16 protein-coding genes are annotated in these 14,842 nt (G+C 68.6%); 9 read left to right on the forward strand and 7 right to left on the reverse strand.

From position 1 onward, the window contains the following. Positions 1-7: 7 nt before the first annotated feature. Genes I5803_RS19735 through I5803_RS19775 form a run of 9 tightly spaced genes read left to right on the forward strand, consistent with a single transcriptional unit; the run spans position 8 to position 8,785 of the window. Entirely contained in the window at positions 8-1,147 is a 1,140-nt protein-coding gene (locus I5803_RS19735) for an L-talarate/galactarate dehydratase (protein ID WP_196988019.1), read from the forward strand. A gap of 39 nt (positions 1,148-1,186) precedes the next feature. Then, entirely contained in the window at positions 1,187-2,101 is a 915-nt protein-coding gene (gene kdgD, locus I5803_RS19740; RefSeq protein ID WP_196988020.1) for a 5-dehydro-4-deoxyglucarate dehydratase, read from the forward strand. Positions 2,102-2,132: 31 nt separating this feature from the next. Beyond that, complete coding sequence (locus I5803_RS19745; RefSeq protein ID WP_196988021.1) at positions 2,133-3,095, forward strand: Bug family tripartite tricarboxylate transporter substrate binding protein; 963 nt, start codon at positions 2,133-2,135, stop codon at positions 3,093-3,095. A 2-nt stretch (positions 3,096-3,097) separates the two neighbouring features. Next, on the forward strand, positions 3,098-4,063 hold the full coding sequence (locus I5803_RS19750) for a Bug family tripartite tricarboxylate transporter substrate binding protein (RefSeq protein ID WP_196988022.1): 966 nt from the start codon (positions 3,098-3,100) through the stop codon (positions 4,061-4,063). Positions 4,064-4,081: 18 nt separating this feature from the next. After that, positions 4,082-5,413, forward strand: a complete 1,332-nt coding sequence (gene gudD, locus I5803_RS19755) for a glucarate dehydratase (RefSeq protein WP_196988023.1) — start codon at positions 4,082-4,084, stop codon at positions 5,411-5,413. Between the two features lie 23 nt (positions 5,414-5,436). After that, entirely contained in the window at positions 5,437-6,225 is a 789-nt protein-coding gene (locus tag I5803_RS19760) for an HpcH/HpaI aldolase family protein (RefSeq protein ID WP_196988024.1), read from the forward strand. A 20-nt stretch (positions 6,226-6,245) separates the two neighbouring features. After that, positions 6,246-7,124, forward strand: a complete 879-nt coding sequence (gene glxR, locus I5803_RS19765; protein ID WP_196988025.1) for a 2-hydroxy-3-oxopropionate reductase — start codon at positions 6,246-6,248, stop codon at positions 7,122-7,124. Positions 7,125-7,134: 10 nt separating this feature from the next. Then, complete coding sequence (locus I5803_RS19770) at positions 7,135-7,281, forward strand: hypothetical protein (RefSeq protein ID WP_196988026.1); 147 nt, start codon at positions 7,135-7,137, stop codon at positions 7,279-7,281. 34 nt (positions 7,282-7,315) lie between these two features. After that, positions 7,316-8,785, forward strand: a complete 1,470-nt coding sequence (locus I5803_RS19775) for a tetratricopeptide repeat protein (RefSeq protein ID WP_196988027.1) — start codon at positions 7,316-7,318, stop codon at positions 8,783-8,785. Between the two features lie 9 nt (positions 8,786-8,794). Here the strand turns inward: I5803_RS19775 and I5803_RS19780 are convergent, their stop codons facing one another. From I5803_RS19780 to I5803_RS19810, 7 genes are read right to left on the reverse strand one after another with little or no spacing between them, the layout of a single operon-like run. Further along, positions 8,795-9,766, reverse strand: coding sequence for a 2-hydroxyacid dehydrogenase (locus tag I5803_RS19780; protein ID WP_196988028.1), 972 nt, complete (start codon positions 9,764-9,766; stop codon positions 8,795-8,797). An 8-nt stretch (positions 9,767-9,774) separates the two neighbouring features. Continuing rightward, positions 9,775-10,890, reverse strand: a complete 1,116-nt coding sequence (locus tag I5803_RS19785; protein ID WP_196988029.1) for a lactonase family protein — start codon at positions 10,888-10,890, stop codon at positions 9,775-9,777. After that, entirely contained in the window at positions 10,890-11,846 is a 957-nt protein-coding gene (locus I5803_RS19790; protein ID WP_231402472.1) for a sugar kinase, read from the reverse strand. Before I5803_RS19790 ends, I5803_RS19785 begins: the two co-directional genes overlap by 1 nt. Continuing rightward, the gene (locus I5803_RS19795; protein WP_196988030.1) at positions 11,846-12,631 is read right to left on the reverse strand and encodes an amino acid ABC transporter ATP-binding protein; all 786 of its coding nucleotides are present in this window, start codon (positions 12,629-12,631) and stop codon (positions 11,846-11,848) included. Before I5803_RS19795 ends, I5803_RS19790 begins: the two co-directional genes overlap by 1 nt. Continuing rightward, positions 12,631-13,422: a transporter substrate-binding domain-containing protein gene (locus I5803_RS19800; protein WP_196988031.1), complete on the reverse strand. Its 792-nt coding sequence runs from the start codon at positions 13,420-13,422 to the stop codon at positions 12,631-12,633. The genes I5803_RS19795 and I5803_RS19800 overlap by 1 nt, the downstream gene beginning before the upstream one ends. Before the next feature lie 46 nt (positions 13,423-13,468). Continuing rightward, the gene (locus tag I5803_RS19805) at positions 13,469-14,122 is read right to left on the reverse strand and encodes an amino acid ABC transporter permease (protein WP_196988032.1); all 654 of its coding nucleotides are present in this window, start codon (positions 14,120-14,122) and stop codon (positions 13,469-13,471) included. Positions 14,123-14,125: 3 nt separating this feature from the next. Then, positions 14,126-14,797: an amino acid ABC transporter permease gene (locus I5803_RS19810; protein ID WP_196988033.1), complete on the reverse strand. Its 672-nt coding sequence runs from the start codon at positions 14,795-14,797 to the stop codon at positions 14,126-14,128. Positions 14,798-14,842 lie beyond the last annotated feature (45 nt).

Here is a 14,842-nt window from a genome sequence, read left to right on the forward strand (position 1 = left end):
GCCTGCGATGACTTCCCCTTCCGCGGGCGACCGCATCGTCTCCGTCCGCGTCTCCTCCTGCTATCTCCCGCTGGCCCACCCGGTCAGCGACGCCAAGGTGCTCACGGGCCGCCAGAAGCCGATGACGGAGATCGCGATGCTGTTCGCGCAGGTCGAGAGCGAAAGCGGCCACTGGGGCCTGGGCTTCAGCTACTCCAAGCGCGCCGGCGGCCCGGGTCAGTTCGCGCATGCGAAGGAGATCGCGCCCGCGCTCCTCGGCGAGGACCCGAACGACATCGCGAAGCTCTGGGACAAGCTGTGCTGGGCCGGCGCCTCGGTGGGCCGCAGCGGCCTGTCCACGCAGGCGATCGGCGCATTCGACGTCGCGCTCTGGGACATGAAGGCGAAGCGGGCGAACCTGTCGCTCGCGAAGCTGCTGGGCTCGCACCGCGATTCCGTGCGCTGCTACAACACCTCGGGCGGCTTCCTGCACACGCCGACGGACCAGTTGCTGGTCAACGCTGCCGCATCGCGCGAGCGCGGCATCGGCGGCATCAAGCTGAAGGTTGGCCAGCCCGACGGCACCCTCGACGTGAAGCGCGTCGAGGCCGTGCGCAAGCACCTCGGCGATGCGATGCCGATCATGGTGGATGCGAACCAGCAATGGGACCGCCCGGCCGCGCAGCGCATGTGCCGCATCTTCGAGCAGTTCAACCTCGTGTGGATCGAAGAGCCGCTCGACGCCTACGACCATGAAGGCCACGCCGCGCTCGCGCAGGTGTTCGACACGCCGATCGCCACGGGCGAGATGCTGACGAGCGCCGCCGAACATGGCGACCTCATCCGCCATCGCGCCGCCGACTACCTGATGCCCGATGCGCCGCGCGTCGGCGGCATCACCCCCTTCCTCAAGATCGCGGCGCAGGCGGAACATGCGGGCCTCATGCTCGCGCCGCACTTCGCGATGGAGCTGCACATCCACCTCGCCGCCGCCTACCCGCGCGAGCCCTGGGTGGAGCATTTCGAATGGCTGGAGCCGCTTTTCAACGAGCGCATCCAGATCCAGGACGGCCGCATGCGGGTGCCCACGCGACCCGGCCTGGGCCTCACGCTCAGCGAACAGGCGGCCGCCTGGACGCGCGAGGAAGCGCACTTCACGGCGCGCTGACTCGCTTTCCCCTTCCTCCCGAATCCCACGGACCTTTCGATGACCACCCCGCAAGAACTCAAGCAAATCATCTCGTACGGCCTGCTGTCCTTTCCGCTCACCGATTTCGACAAGGAATTGCGCTTCGCACCGAAGCCCTATGCGGACCGCCTCGAGTGGCTGATGCCCTACGGCGCGACGGCCCTCTTCGCCGCCGGCGGCACGGGCGAATTCTTCTCGCTCGAGCCGGGCGAATACAGCGACGTGGTGCGCACCGCGGTGGAGACCTGCAAGGGCCGCATGCCGATCATCGCGGGCGCGGGGGGCGGCACGACGCTCGCCATCAAGTACGCGCAGGAAGCCGAGCGCCTCGGCGCGCAGGGCGTGCTGTTGCTGCCGCACTACCTCACTGAAGCGACGCAGGACGGTCTCGTCGCGCACGTCGAAGCGGTGTGCAGGAGCGTGAAGTTCGGCGTGATCGTCTACAACCGCGGCGCCTGCCGCCTCACGCCCGCATCGCTCATGAAGCTGGCCGATCGCTGCCCGAACCTGATCGGGTTCAAGGACGGCATCGGCGACATCGAGTCCTTCGTCTCCATCCGCCGCCAGCTCGGTGACCGCTTCGCCTATCTCGGCGGCCTGCCGACCGCGGAAGTGTTCGCCGGCGCCTACCAGGCAATGGGCTGCCCGGTGTATTCGTCGGCGGTCTTCAACTTCATCCCGAAGACGGCCATGGCGTTCTACAACGCCCACCACGCGCGCGACACCGCGACGACCAACCGCCTGCTCGAGGAATTCTTCCTGCCCCTTATTGCACTGCGCAACCAGGGGCAGGGCTACGCGGTGAGCCTCGTGAAGGCCGGCGCGACGATCGTCGGGCACTCGGCCGGGCCGGTGCGCCCGCCGCTGTCGGAACTCAAGCCGGGCGAGGTCGACCAGCTGGCCACGCTCATTTCCAAACTGGGCGCGCAGTAAGCGCCCGCCAATCCCTCAACCGGAGACACCCATGAAAAAAGTCCTCACCGCGATCGCCCTCGGCTTCGCAGCCCTGGCCGCCAGCGCGCAAGCCTGGCCCACCGGCAAGACCGTCACCATCGTCGTGCCCTTCCCGCCGGGCGGCTCGACCGACCTCATCGCGCGGCAGCTCGCCAACGAGCTGCCCAAGAAGCTGGGCGGCGGTACCTTCGTCGTCGACAACAAGGCCGGCGCCACCGGCACGATCGGCGCCGCGCAAGTCACGCGCTCGCCGGCGGACGGCTACACGCTCTTCGTCTCCTCGCTCGGCCCCTTCGTCATCGCGCCGCACCTCATCAAGGTGCCCTACGACGCGCTGAAGGACCTCGACCCGGTCTCCATCGCGGTGCAGGCGCCCAACGTGCTCGTCGTGCCCGCCGTGTCGCCGCACAAGAGCATCGCCGACGTGATCGCCTACGAGAAGGCCAACCCCGGCAAGATGACCTTCGCGTCTTCCGGCAACGGCAGCAGCGACCACCTCACAGCGGAACTCTTCTGGCTGCAGACCGGCACCACCGGCATCCACGTGCCCTACAAGGGCGGCGGCCCGGTGATGACGGACCTGCTGGGCAACCAGGTGGAATCGTCCTTCATGAACATCAACACCGCGATGCCGCAGATCCAGGCGGGCAAGCTGCGCGCGCTCGTCATCACCAGCGCGAAGCGCTCGCCGCTGCTGCCCAACGTGCCGACGATGGAAGAAAGCGGCATCAAGGACGCCAACGTGTATTCGTGGCAGGCCATCGCCGGACCGAAGGGCCTGCCGGCGGACATCAAAAAGAAGCTGCATGACGCGGTGGTCGCCTCCCTGAACGACCCGGCCGTCAAGCCCAAGCTGCTGGAGCTCGGCTTCGAGATCGTCGCCAACACGCCCGAGCAGTTCGCCGCCTACCAGGCCGCCGAGTACGCGCGCTGGGGCAAGCTGATCACCAGCCGCAACATCAAGGCGGACTGAGCATGAAGGCCGCGCTGCGCATCCTCGCGTCGCTGGCTTGGCTGGCTTGCGCCGCCGCGCAGGGGCAAAGCTTTCCCGCGCGGCCCGTGACCATCGTGGTGCCGTTCCCGCCCGGGGGCGGCACGGACACCGGCGCGCGCATCGTCGCGCAGAAGCTGGGCGCGAAGTGGGGCCAGACCGTCATCGTCGAGAACCGCGGCGGCGCGGCGGGGCAGGTGGGCGCGGACTACGTCGCCAAGGCCAAACCCGACGGCTACACGCTGCTCGTGGGCAACATCGGCACGCAGTCGATCAACCCCGCGCTCTACAAGAAGATGGCGTACGACCCGGACACGGCGTTCGCGCCCATCTCGCTGCTGGCGGAGCTGCCGCTCGCGATGATGGTCAATCCGCAGGTGCCCGCCAAGACGCCCAAGGAATTCATCGCGCTCGCGAAGTCCCAGCCCGGCAAGCTGACGTACAGCAGCTCGGGCGCGGGTGGCGGTCCGCACCTGGCGGCCGAGATGCTCAAGGAGCAGACCGGCACCTACATCCTGCACGTGCCGTATCGCGGCGGCGGGCCGGCCATCACCGACCTGCTCGCGGGCCATGTGCAGCTGTCCTTCATGACGGTGCTGGAGGCCAGCGGGCACATCAAGGCCGGCAAGCTGAAGGCGCTGGCGGTGACGAGCGCCAAGCGCGTCAGCGCGCTGCCGGACGTGCCGACGCTCAGCGAGACCGTGCTGCCGGACTTCAACTCGATCTCCTGGATCGGCATGCTCGCGCCCGGCGGCACGCCGAAGGACGTCGTGGAGAAAATCTCCAACGACCTGCGCGACGTGCTCGCGTCCGACGACGTGAAGGGCCGCCTGGTCGAACTCGGCGCGATCCCGATGCACCTGAACCCCGTGCAGTTCACGCAACTGATCGACAGCGACCGCAAGCGCTATACGAAGATCATCAAGGACCGCAACATCACGCTGGACTGAAAAGCCCGCGTCCCTCCCATGAGCAACCCCACCCCCACGATCACCGAGCTGCGCGTGATCCCCGTCGCGGGCCGCGACAGCATGCTGCTGAACCTGAGCGGCGCCCACGGCCCGTTCTTCACGCGCAATATCCTCATCCTCACCGACAGCAGCGGCCGCACCGGCGTGGGCGAGGTGCCTGGCGGCGAGAAGATCCGCCAGACGCTGGAAGATGCGCGACCGCTCGTCGTCGGCCAGGCCATCGGCGACCACCAGCGCGTGCTGCAGCGCATGCACAAGCAGTTCGCGGATCGCGATTCCGGCGGGCGCGGTCTGCAGACCTTCGACCTGCGCACGACGATCCACGCCGTGACCGCGGTCGAGTCCGCCTTCCTCGACCTGCTGGGCCAGTTCCTCGGCGTGCCCGTGGCGGCGCTGCTCGGCGAAGGGCAGCAGCGCGACGCGGTCGAGATGCTCGGCTACCTCTTTTTCGTGGGCGACAAGTCGAAGACGGACCTGCCTTACGCGAGCGAGCCCGGCGCGGACAACGCGTGGTCGCGCCTGCGGCACGAGAAGGCGATGACGCCCGAATCCGTCGTGCGCCTGGCCGAAGCGGCCTACGAGCGCTACGGCTTCAACGACTTCAAGCTGAAGGGCGGGGCCTTGCGCGCGGAAGAAGAGATCGAATCGGTGAGGGCGCTGCACGAACGATTCCCCAAGGCGCGCGTGACGCTCGATCCGAACGGCGGCTGGCGGTTGAAAGATGCGATCCGCCTGATGCGCGACATGCGCGGCGTGGTGGCGTACGCGGAAGATCCTTGCGGCGCCGAAGACGGCTTCTCGGGCCGCGAGGTGATGGCGGAGTTCCGCCGCGCGACGGGCCTGCCCACCGCGACCAACATGGTGGCGACGGACTGGCGGCAGCTCACGCATGCGCTGTCGCTGCAATCCGTGGACATCCCGCTGGCCGATCCGCATTTCTGGACGATGGCGGGGTCGGTGCGCGTGGCGCAGACCTGCCGCGACTGGGGCCTCACCTGGGGCTCGCATTCCAACAACCACTTCGACGTGTCGCTGGCGATGTTCACGCATGTCGCCGCCGCCGCGCCTGGCCGCGTCACGGCGATCGACACGCACTGGATCTGGCAGGACGGCCAGCGCCTCACGCGCGATCCGTTGCGGATCGTCGGCGGCATGGTCGACGTGCCCAAGCGGCCCGGCCTGGGCATCGAGCTCGATATGGCGGAGGTCGACAAGGCGCATGAGCTGTACAGGCAGCACGGCCTGGGCGCACGCGACGACGCGATGGCCATGCAATACTTGATCCCCGGCTGGAAGTTCGATCCCAAGCGTCCCGCACTGGATCGCTAGGGCCGGAGCACGAGGAGACCGCGATGAGAGCCAACAAACTCCGCAGCATCTGGGCGTCCGGCGGCGCCGCCGTCAACGGCTGGCTCGCCATCCCCAACAGCTTCGCCGCGGAGACCATGGCCCACCAGGGCTGGGACACGCTCACGGTGGACATGCAGCACGGCGTGGTGGACTACCAGGCGATGGTGACGATGCTGCAGGCCGTCTCCACCACCGACACGGTGCCCGTGGTGCGCGTGCCCTGGCTGGACCCCGCGATGCTCATGAAGGCACTGGACGCGGGCGCGTATGCGGTGATCTGCCCGATGGTGAACACGCGCGAGGACGCGGAAAAGCTCGTGGCCTACACGCACTATGCGCCGCGCGGCACGCGCAGCTTCGGGCCGGTGCGCGCGCTGCTGTACGGCGGCGCGGATTATGCGGACCACGCCAACGACACCATCGTCACCTTCGCGATGATCGAGACCGCGCAGGCACTGGACAACCTCGACGACATCATGTCGGTCGAAGGGCTGGACGCCGTGTACATCGGCCCGTCCGACCTTTCGATCTCGCTCGGCTGCAAGCCGACGATGGACGACCTCGAGCCGAAGGCGCAGCAGGCGGTGGAGCACATCCTCGCGCGCGCCAAGGCGCATGGCCTCGTCGCCGGCATCCACAATACCGGCCCGGACTCGGCGCTACGGCGCATCGCGATGGGATTCCAGTTCGTCACCGTGAGCTCGGACGCCCGGCTCATCGCCGCGGGCGCACAGCAGGTGATGGCGAAGATGCGCGCGGGACAGGCGAAGCCCGCGGGCGGCAGCTACTGACACACAACAAGGACATCGACATGAAGATCGGATTCATCGGCCTGGGCATCATGGGCTCGCCCATGGCGCAGCACCTGCTCGCCGCCGGCCACGAGCTGTTCGTGCGGACACGCAGCAAGGTGCCCGAGCCGCTCGCGAAGGCGACGGTATGCAAGACGAATGCGGACGTCGCCAGGGCGGCGGACATCGTCTTCATGATGCTCCCCGACACGCCGGACGTGGAACTGGTGCTGCTCGGCAAGGACGGCGTGTCCTCGGGGCTCACCAAGGGCAAGACGGTGGTCGACATGAGCTCCATCTCGCCGATGGAGACCAAGCGTTTCGCCAAGGCGGTCAACGAGCTCGGCTGCGACTACCTCGACGCGCCGGTGTCGGGCGGCGAGGTCGGCGCGAAGGCCGCGAGCCTCACCATCATGGTGGGCGGCCCCGAAGCCGTGTTCGAGCGCGTGAAGCCGCTCTTCGAGCTCATGGGCAAGAACATCACGCTCGTCGGCGGCAACGGCGACGGGCAGACGACCAAGGTCGCGAACCAGATCATCGTCGCGCTGAACATCGCGGCCGTCGGCGAAGCGCTGCTCTTCGCGTCGAAGGCCGGCGCGGACCCCGCGAAGGTCCGGCAAGCCTTGATGGGCGGCTTCGCGGCCTCGCGCATCCTGGAAGTGCACGGCGAACGCATGATCAAGCGCACGTTCAACCCGGGTTTCCGCATCGCGTTGCACCAGAAGGATCTGGGCCTCGCGCTCGCGGGCGCGAAATCGATTGGCGTCGCGCTGCCTCAGACGGCGTCCGCCGCGCAGCTGATGCAGGTGTGCCAGGCCAACGGCTGGGACCAGCTCGATCACTCCGCGCTGGTCAAGGCGCTGGAGACGATGGCGGCGCACGAGGTCGCGCAGGGCTAGCGGTGGCGGCATGAACCGGCTTCTGGCGGCGATCCTGTGGGTGGCGCTGGCGGGCTGCGCCGCGGCGCCGGTCCCGCGCACCCCCTCGGCCTGCGATGCGGGCGAGAGCACCTATGCGTGCCAGGTGGAGCGATACCACAACGTGAACGTCGACTGATCTTCGCCGGGTGCGGGGAGGTAGCATCCACCGCATGACGACGAACCTCGACCCGATCAAGAATCAATTCAGGGAAGGCCGGCACGCCGAAGCCATCGCCGCGTGCGAGGCGCTGTGCGCCCGCGAACCGTCGAACCGGGATGCGAGGCGCCTGTGCGCCACGATGCACGCGCTCACGCGCAACTTCGCGCGGTCGCTGGAACTGTTGATGCAGATTCGCGACCCTGCGCGCGAGGACCCCGACATCCTGTTTAACATCGGCATGTGCGAGCGCGAGCTGAATCACCTGGACGCGGCGCAGCAGCATTTCCGCACGTACACCGAGAAATTTCCCGCCTCCGCCGACGGCTGGGCGAGCTGGGCCGAATGCAAGTTCCAGCTCGGCGAGTTCACCGAAGGTATCCGCCTGGCCGACCGGGCGCTCGGGCTCGACGCGTCGATGCTCCCCGCGCGAAAGGTGCGCGAGGATTGCGAAAAGGCCTTGCGCGACCCGGACGCGTTGAAGGACGCCGTCCTGCGCCTGCTGGAGGCGGGGCAGGGAGACGCGGCGCTCGCCCTGTGCAGGGATGTGCTGAAGACCCAGCCCGACAACCTCACGGCGAAGCTGGGCGCGGAATGGGTGTTGTCGCAACTGGTGCCGCTCTGGCACGTGCCGATGATGAACGAGCCCGAGCGCAACCAGGCCTTCCAGGACGGGCTCGCCACGCGCGTGACGGCGCAGACGTCCGTCTTCGAGATCGGTACCGGCTCCGGGCTGCTGGCGATGATGGCCGCGCGGCTGGGTGCCCGGCGCGTCGTCACCTGCGAGGCGGTGGGGCTCATCGCCGGGACCGCGCGAAAGATCGTCGCGCGCAATGGCTACGCCGACCGCATCACGGTGCTCGCCAAACCCTCGCAAGCCGTGCAGCTGGGCCCGGACTTGCCCGAGAAGGCCGACATCCTCGTGCACGAAGTCTTCTCCAGCGAGCTGCTGGGCGAGCACGTGCTGCCCGCGATCGAGGACGCCAAGGCGCGTTTGCTCAAGCCGGGCGGCGCGGTGCTGCCCGGCGCCGCGAGCATCATGATTGCGCTTGTCGGCGGGGACGCGCTCGGCAGGAACCTGCACGTCTCGGAGAGCTTCGGCTTCGACCTCGGCGCGTTCAATGCCATCCACCCGAAGAAGCGACCGCTGTATCGCGAGGACCTGTCGCCCACGCTCCTCAGCGGCGACGTCGAGGTTTTCAGATTCGACTTCCAGGGGCAGGCGTTGTTTCCGGCCGAGAAGAAGGTCGTCGAGATTACGGCGACGCAACCGGGCCTTTGCCATGGCGTGATCCAGTGGATCCGCATCGACATGGCCGAAGGCATCCGCTTCGAAAACCACCCGTCGCGCCGGCGCGAGGTGTCCAACTGGCAGCACACCATCTACGGCTTCGATGAGCCGCTGGCCCTGCAGCCGGGCGAGGTGGTGGCGATCGAGGCGATGCACGACCGCGCGCGGCCGTGGTTCTCCCGCCGGCCCTGAAGCCGCGCGTCAGGCGGCCGAGGTATCGAACACCGCCGTCGGCCGCTCGCCCGCGAGCGCCTGCAGCAGGTTCGTCGTCGCGAGTTCCGCCATCGCATGCCGCGTCTCGTGCGTCGCCGAGCCGATGTGCGGCAGTGGCGTCACGCGCGGATGCGTGCGCAGCGGCGAGTCGAAGGGCAGGGGTTCTTTGGTGAAGACGTCCAGGCCCGCGGCGCGCAGGTGTCCGCTGTCCAGCGCGGCCAGCAAGTCCGGCTCGGACACCGTGGGGCCGCGCCCGCCGTTGATGAAGATCGCGCCGCGCTTCATCGCGGCCAGGAACTTCGCATCCACCATGCCGCGCGTGGCGTCCGACAGCGGCAGCATCGCGACCACGAAGTCCGACTGGGGCAGGAGCTGCTCCAGCGGCGTGTGCGTGGCCTTGCCCTGCAGGTCCGGTGCGGCCGCGGCGAGATCGACCGGGCGGCGCGCGTGATACAGCACGCGCATGCCGAAGCCCAGCGCCGCGCGCCGCGCGATGGCCTGCCCGATGCGGCCGAAGCCGATCAGGCCCAGCGTCTTGCCGTGCACGTCGTCGCCGAACAGGTCTTCGCCGATGTTCTGCCACTTGCCCTCGCGCACGAGGTTGGAGAGCTCCACGAAGCGGCGGCTCGTCGCGATCAGCAAACCGAAGATGGTGTCGGCCACCGTCTCGTCCAGCACGCCCGGCGTGTGGCACAAGAGGATGCCGCGCCGGCGCAGCTCGGCCTGGTCGTAGTTGTCCACGCCGACGGACACGCTGGAGACGACTTCGAGCTTCGGCGCCTTCGCGAGCAGGGCCGCGTCGATGGGCGTGCTCGCGCCGATCAAGCCGTGCGCTTCGGGCAGCGCGGCATAGAACGCGTCGGGCGCGACCTTCGGGTCGGCGACGGTCACGCGGTGCAGGGCGCGGATGCGGTCCAGCTGGTCCGCGGGCAGGGGCTTGAAGGCGAGGACGTTTTTCATGGGTGCTTTCAGGAACGGCGGCCGGGAACCGCGCGGATGGAAACGGGGCCGCCGGTCGTGGGAATGCGATGGCCCGTGTCGGCCAGCGCGCCATCGGCGACGGTGTAGACAGCCAGCATGCTATCGACATTGAACTGTGCGAGCAGATGCCGGCTGTCGGCGGTGAAGACGATGCCCTGGCCTCCAGCGCCCGCAGGCAGTTCGCCCGCAGGGTGGGCTCGGCCATCCCGCAGCGCGAAGAGCGCGACGCGGCCCTGCTCGCGGCGGGCCGGGTTGCCGGGTGCCAAATTCGAGCCGTCCATGCACAGGGCCGCGATCCAGCGGCCGTCGGGCGAGATGGCGACGCCTTCGGGCAGTGACGGCACACTCAGGTGCTGCACCGCGCGAAAGGGCCGCTGGTTCAGGTCGATCAACGTGAGTGTGTCGGCATCGCCCGCGAGTTGCGCGGCCTGTCCTGGCAGCCCCGCAAGGCCGACGTTGCCGACCACCGCCCAGCCGCTCGCGCACACGTCGATCGCGTAGGGCGCGACGCCGGCGGAGACGCGCTCCGGTGTCGCTTGCAGCCTGCCGCCGGCGAACTCGAGAACGGCCACGCCCTGCTCATCGCGCAGCGCGGCGAGCGCCGCCTTGCCGTCGGGCGTGAACGCGATGCCGGCGAGGCGGCCTTTGGAAACCGTCAGTTCGTGCTTGCGAATCAACCGGCCTTCTTCGATGGCGAATGACTCGACGGTGCCGCCCGCCGTCGCCGCGGCGAGCAGGTTCGCCTGCGGATGGAAGGCCACGCCTTGCGGGTGATGCGAGGTCGCGGCCTTGTCGACGACGCGCGGCGGCGTGCCTTGCAGGTCCACGAGCTGCAGGTAGTTCTCGAAGACGGATGCGCCGCGTTCGCGGTCGTAGCGGTTGGGCGCGGACACGACGGCGTAGCGTCCGTCCGGAGACAGCGCGACGGCCTGCGGCGGTCCGGCGATGGTGGTCGAGATCCCGACGCTCGCCACGATGCGCGGCGGATACGCCGAGGCATCGATCAGGTCCAGCGTGTCGGCGCCCGCCCCCTCGGGATAGGTGTCGCGCCCGTCGACGCGCCGGTACTTCGCGTCGTTGGTCGAGACGATGAGGTCGCGCATCACAGGCCGGCTTGCGCGAGCTCTTCGCGCGTGGGCAAGCCTTCGGTGTCGCCCAGCACCTGGACCGCCCGCGCGCCGATCCAGGCGCCGCGCCGCACGGCCTGCTCCAGGCTCGCGCCTTCCAGCAACGCGCTGACCACGCCGACGGCAAAGCCGTCGCCCGCACCGACGGTGTCCACTACCTCTGCCACGGGGAACGCCGGCACGCGCCCGCTCGTGCTCACGCCCTCGTAATAGGCGCCTTGGGGGCCCAGCTTCACGGCGACCAGCTTCGCGCCGCGCTGCAGGTAATGGTGTGCAATCGCCTCGGGCGTGGATTCGCCGGTGAGGAAGCGGCCTTCTTCCAGTCCCGGCAGCACCCAGTCGGCCTGGTAGGCCAGCGCGTTGATCTCGCGGCGCATGTCCTCGGGCGTGGCCCACAAGGTGGGACGCAGGTTCGGGTCGAAGGAGATCGTGCGGCCCGCGGCGCGCATCAGTTCGAGCGTCTTTCGCGCGGTCGCGAGCGCCGTGGCCGAGATGGCGGGGAACACGCCCGTCGCATGGAGATGCCGCGCCGACGTGAGCCAGGACGCATCGATGTCGGCGGGCGTCATGTGGCTCGCGGCGGAGCCCTTGCGGTGGTATTCGACCGGCGGGTCGCCGCCGTCCGTCACGCGGCCCTTGAACTGGAAGCCGGTGCGCTGCGTGGGGTCGCACACGACGCGCGAGCAATCCACGCCTTCGCGCTGCATCTCGCCCATCAGGTAGCGCGCCATCGAATCGACGCCCAGGCGGCTCGCCCAGCCCACGCGCAGGCCGGCGCGCGCGAAGCCGATCGCGGTGTTGGTCTCGGCGCCCGCGGTGCGCTTGTGGAAGGTGGTGATGGTTTCCAGCGGCCCGGGCGTGTCCGCCACGAACATCTGCATCATCTCGCCGAACACGACGACGTCGTTGGCGATGGTCGGGGCCGAAGCCATCAGGATGCCGCCGGCCCGTGGTGCTGGTGGGAGCTGAGGATCTGGCCCAGGAACTGGCGCGTCTTCTCGTGCTTCGGCGCGGTGAAGAATTCCTGCGGCGGCGCCTGCTCCACGATCGCGCCGTCGGCCATGAAAATGACGCGGTCCGCGACCTGCCGGGCGAAGCCCATCTCGTGCGTGACGCAGAGCATGGTCATGCCTTCCTCGGCGAGACCGATCATCGTGTCCAGCACTTCCTTGACCATCTCGGGGTCGAGCGCGGAGGTCGGCTCGTCGAACAGCATGATGCGCGGCGTCATGCACAGCGCGCGTGCGATCGCGACGCGCTGCTGCTGGCCGCCCGAAAGCTGCGCCGGGTACTTGGACGCCTGCTCGGGGATGCGCACGCGCGTGAGGTACTTCATCGCCGTCGCTTCGGCCTCTTCCTTGCTCACGCCGCGCGTGCGCATCGGCGCGAGCGTGCAGTTCTGCAGGATGGTCAGGTGCGGGAACAGGTTGAACTGCTGGAACACCATGCCGACTTCCGCGCGCACCTTGTCGATGTTCTTGCGGTTGCCCGTGAGCTCCATGCCGTCGACCACGATGCGCCCCTTCTGCACCGCTTCCAGCGCATTGAGGCAGCGGATCAGCGTCGACTTGCCGGAGCCCGAGGGCCCGCAGATCACGATGCGCTCGCCCGCGGCGACCTGCAGGTCGATGCCCGTGAGCACCTTGAACTTGCCGTACCACTTCTCCACGCCCTCGACGCGGATGATGGGTTCGGTGGACGCGGCGGGCTGGTCCATTACTGCATCTTCGGCAGGTCGGCCTCGAGCCACTTGCGGTAGAGCTTGTTCAGCTCACCGTTCGCGGTGTTCTTCGCGACGAAGTCGTCCATCGCCTTGTGCAGCGGCTCCTGGCCCGGGCGCATGGCGACGGCCATTTCCTGCTGGCGCAGCACGAACTTCTGCTCGAAGGTGTCGGCCGGCACGCGCTTGGCGATCTGCGCGGCGACGGTGGTGGAGCAGCCGATCGCGTCGACCTGGCCGGAGATGAGCGCCTGCATCGCGGACGCGTCGTCGTCGAAGCGGCGGATCTCGGTGCCCTGGGGCGCGATGGCGGTGAGCGCGACGTCCTGCGTGCTGGCGCGCGCGACGCCGATGCGCAGCGGCTTCAGGTCCGCGGCGGCCTTGATGTTGGCCTTCTTCGAGCCGTACACCACGATGGTCGCGGCGGAGTAGGGCTTGGAGAAGGTGACCTGCTTGGCGCGCTCGGGCGTGATGGCCAGCGAGGCGATCAGCACGTCGACCTTGTTGGTCAGCAGGAAGGGGATGCGGTTGGGGCCGGTCACGGGCACGAGGTTGACCTTCACGCCCCACTCCTTGCCCAGCAGGCGCGCGACGTCGGCGTCGTAGCCGTCCGGCTCGTTCTTCGCGTTGGTCGTGCCGTAGGGCGGGAAGTCCACGAGCAGGCCGACGTTGATCTCGCCCTTTTTCTTGAGCTCTTCGGGCGACTGCGCGAAGGCGGGCACGGCGGCGGCCGAGAGGGTGGCCGCGAGGCCGATGGCCGCGAAGGCGCGGCGGGTGATGTTGTTCATGGAAGTCTCCGGTGGGTAAAACGATGGCATGCGAAAGCGGTGCGCCTCAGCGCGTCAGTGCCGCCGCCTGGCGGCGCTCCATCCGCCCGGCGAGCAGCGACAGCGGCCAGCACATGGCGAAGTAGATGGCGGCCACCACGCTGAACACGATCAGCGGCTGGAAGGTGGCGTTGTTGATGATCTGGCCCGCGCGCGTGACTTCGGCGAAGCCGATGATGGCGGCGAGCGAGGTGCCCTTGATGACCTGCACCATGTAGCCCACGGTCGGGGGCAGGGCGATCTTGAAGGCTTGCGGCAGCACCACGTCGCGCATGCGGGACACGTAGTGCAGGCCGAGTGCCTCGGCGGCTTCCCATTGGCCGCGGGGGATGGCCTGGATGCAGCCGCGCCAGATCTCGCCGAGGAAGGCGCTGGTGTTGAGGATGAGGGCGAAGCCCGCCGCCAGCCAGGGGTTGATGTCCCAGCCGAGCACGGGCGCGCCGAAGAAGATGAGGAACAGCTGCAGCAGGAGCGGCGTGCCCTGGAACACCTGCACGAAGACGGTGGAGATGCCGCGCGCGGCGGCGCTCTCGCTGGTGCGCGCGAGCGCGACGAGCAGGCCGCCGATCGCGCCACCGATGATGGCGATCAGCGACAGCGCGATCGTCCACTTCGCCGCCTCGAGGATGAACAGGAATTCCGGAAAGCCGAAGGTGCGCATGCCTTACCGCCGATCCGGGTAGTTGAGCGCCGCGCGGTAGATGAGCTTGAACAGCGCGGAGAAGGAAAGCGCGAGCGCGAGGTAGATGCACGCGACGACGATGTAGATCTCGAAGCTGCGGAAGGTCTGCGACTGCAGGTTGGCGGCCACCGAGGTGAGGTCGTCCGCGGAAATGGCCGAGACCACCGCCGAGCTGAGCATCAGCAGGATGAACTGGCTGGTGAGCGCGGGGTAGATCGCCTTCAGCGCGGGCTTGAGGATGACGAAGCGGAACACCTGGTGGCGCTTGAGGTTGAGCGCGAGGCCCGCCTCGATCTGCCCGCGCGGGATCGACTCGATGCCTGCGCGGATGATTTCGGTGGCGTAGGCGCCGAGGTTCACCACCATCGCCACGAGCGCGGCGGCATACGCGGACCAGCGCAGGCCGATCGCGGGCAGCGCGAAAAAGAAGAAGAACAGCTGCACCAGGAAGGGCGTGTTGCGCACGAGCTCGATGTAAGCATTGACGACGAAGCGCGCCGGCGCCGGACCCGAAGTCTTGGCCCATGCGCAGGCGACGGCCACGGCCAGGCCGAGCACGGTCGCGGTGAGCGACAGCTGGATCGTGATCCACGTGCCCTTGAGCAGGAGGGGCCACGCCGCGAAGACGGCGTCGAACTGGAAGGTGTAATTCAAGGCGGGTACTTCAAGGCCGCTACGGCAGCGCTGAAACCGGTTTCA

The organism is Caenimonas aquaedulcis, assembly GCF_015831345.1.
GTDB lineage: Bacteria > Pseudomonadota > Gammaproteobacteria > Burkholderiales > Burkholderiaceae_C > Ramlibacter > Ramlibacter aquaedulcis.

Coding starts and splice junctions, on each gene's coding strand:
- I5803_RS19760 (WP_196988024.1), top strand. CDS start 5,437: ATGAGAGCCAACAAACTCCGCAGCATCTGGGCGTCCGGCGGCGCCGCC.
- I5803_RS19805 (WP_196988032.1), bottom strand. CDS start 14,122: ATGCGCACCTTCGGCTTTCCGGAATTCCTGTTCATCCTCGAGGCGGCG.
- I5803_RS19785 (WP_196988029.1), bottom strand. CDS start 10,890: ATGCGCGACCTCATCGTCTCGACCAACGACGCGAAGTACCGGCGCGTC.
- glxR (WP_196988025.1), top strand. CDS start 6,246: ATGAAGATCGGATTCATCGGCCTGGGCATCATGGGCTCGCCCATGGCG.
- I5803_RS19745 (WP_196988021.1), top strand. CDS start 2,133: ATGAAAAAAGTCCTCACCGCGATCGCCCTCGGCTTCGCAGCCCTGGCC.
- I5803_RS19800 (WP_196988031.1), bottom strand. CDS start 13,422: ATGAACAACATCACCCGCCGCGCCTTCGCGGCCATCGGCCTCGCGGCC.
- I5803_RS19735 (WP_196988019.1), top strand. CDS start 8: ATGACTTCCCCTTCCGCGGGCGACCGCATCGTCTCCGTCCGCGTCTCC.
- kdgD (WP_196988020.1), top strand. CDS start 1,187: ATGACCACCCCGCAAGAACTCAAGCAAATCATCTCGTACGGCCTGCTG.
- gudD (WP_196988023.1), top strand. CDS start 4,082: ATGAGCAACCCCACCCCCACGATCACCGAGCTGCGCGTGATCCCCGTC.
- I5803_RS19780 (WP_196988028.1), bottom strand. CDS start 9,766: ATGAAAAACGTCCTCGCCTTCAAGCCCCTGCCCGCGGACCAGCTGGAC.
- I5803_RS19775 (WP_196988027.1), top strand. CDS start 7,316: ATGACGACGAACCTCGACCCGATCAAGAATCAATTCAGGGAAGGCCGG.
- I5803_RS19750 (WP_196988022.1), top strand. CDS start 3,098: ATGAAGGCCGCGCTGCGCATCCTCGCGTCGCTGGCTTGGCTGGCTTGC.
- I5803_RS19790 (WP_231402472.1), bottom strand. CDS start 11,846: ATGGCTTCGGCCCCGACCATCGCCAACGACGTCGTCGTGTTCGGCGAG.
- I5803_RS19795 (WP_196988030.1), bottom strand. CDS start 12,631: ATGGACCAGCCCGCCGCGTCCACCGAACCCATCATCCGCGTCGAGGGC.
- I5803_RS19770 (WP_196988026.1), top strand. CDS start 7,135: ATGAACCGGCTTCTGGCGGCGATCCTGTGGGTGGCGCTGGCGGGCTGC.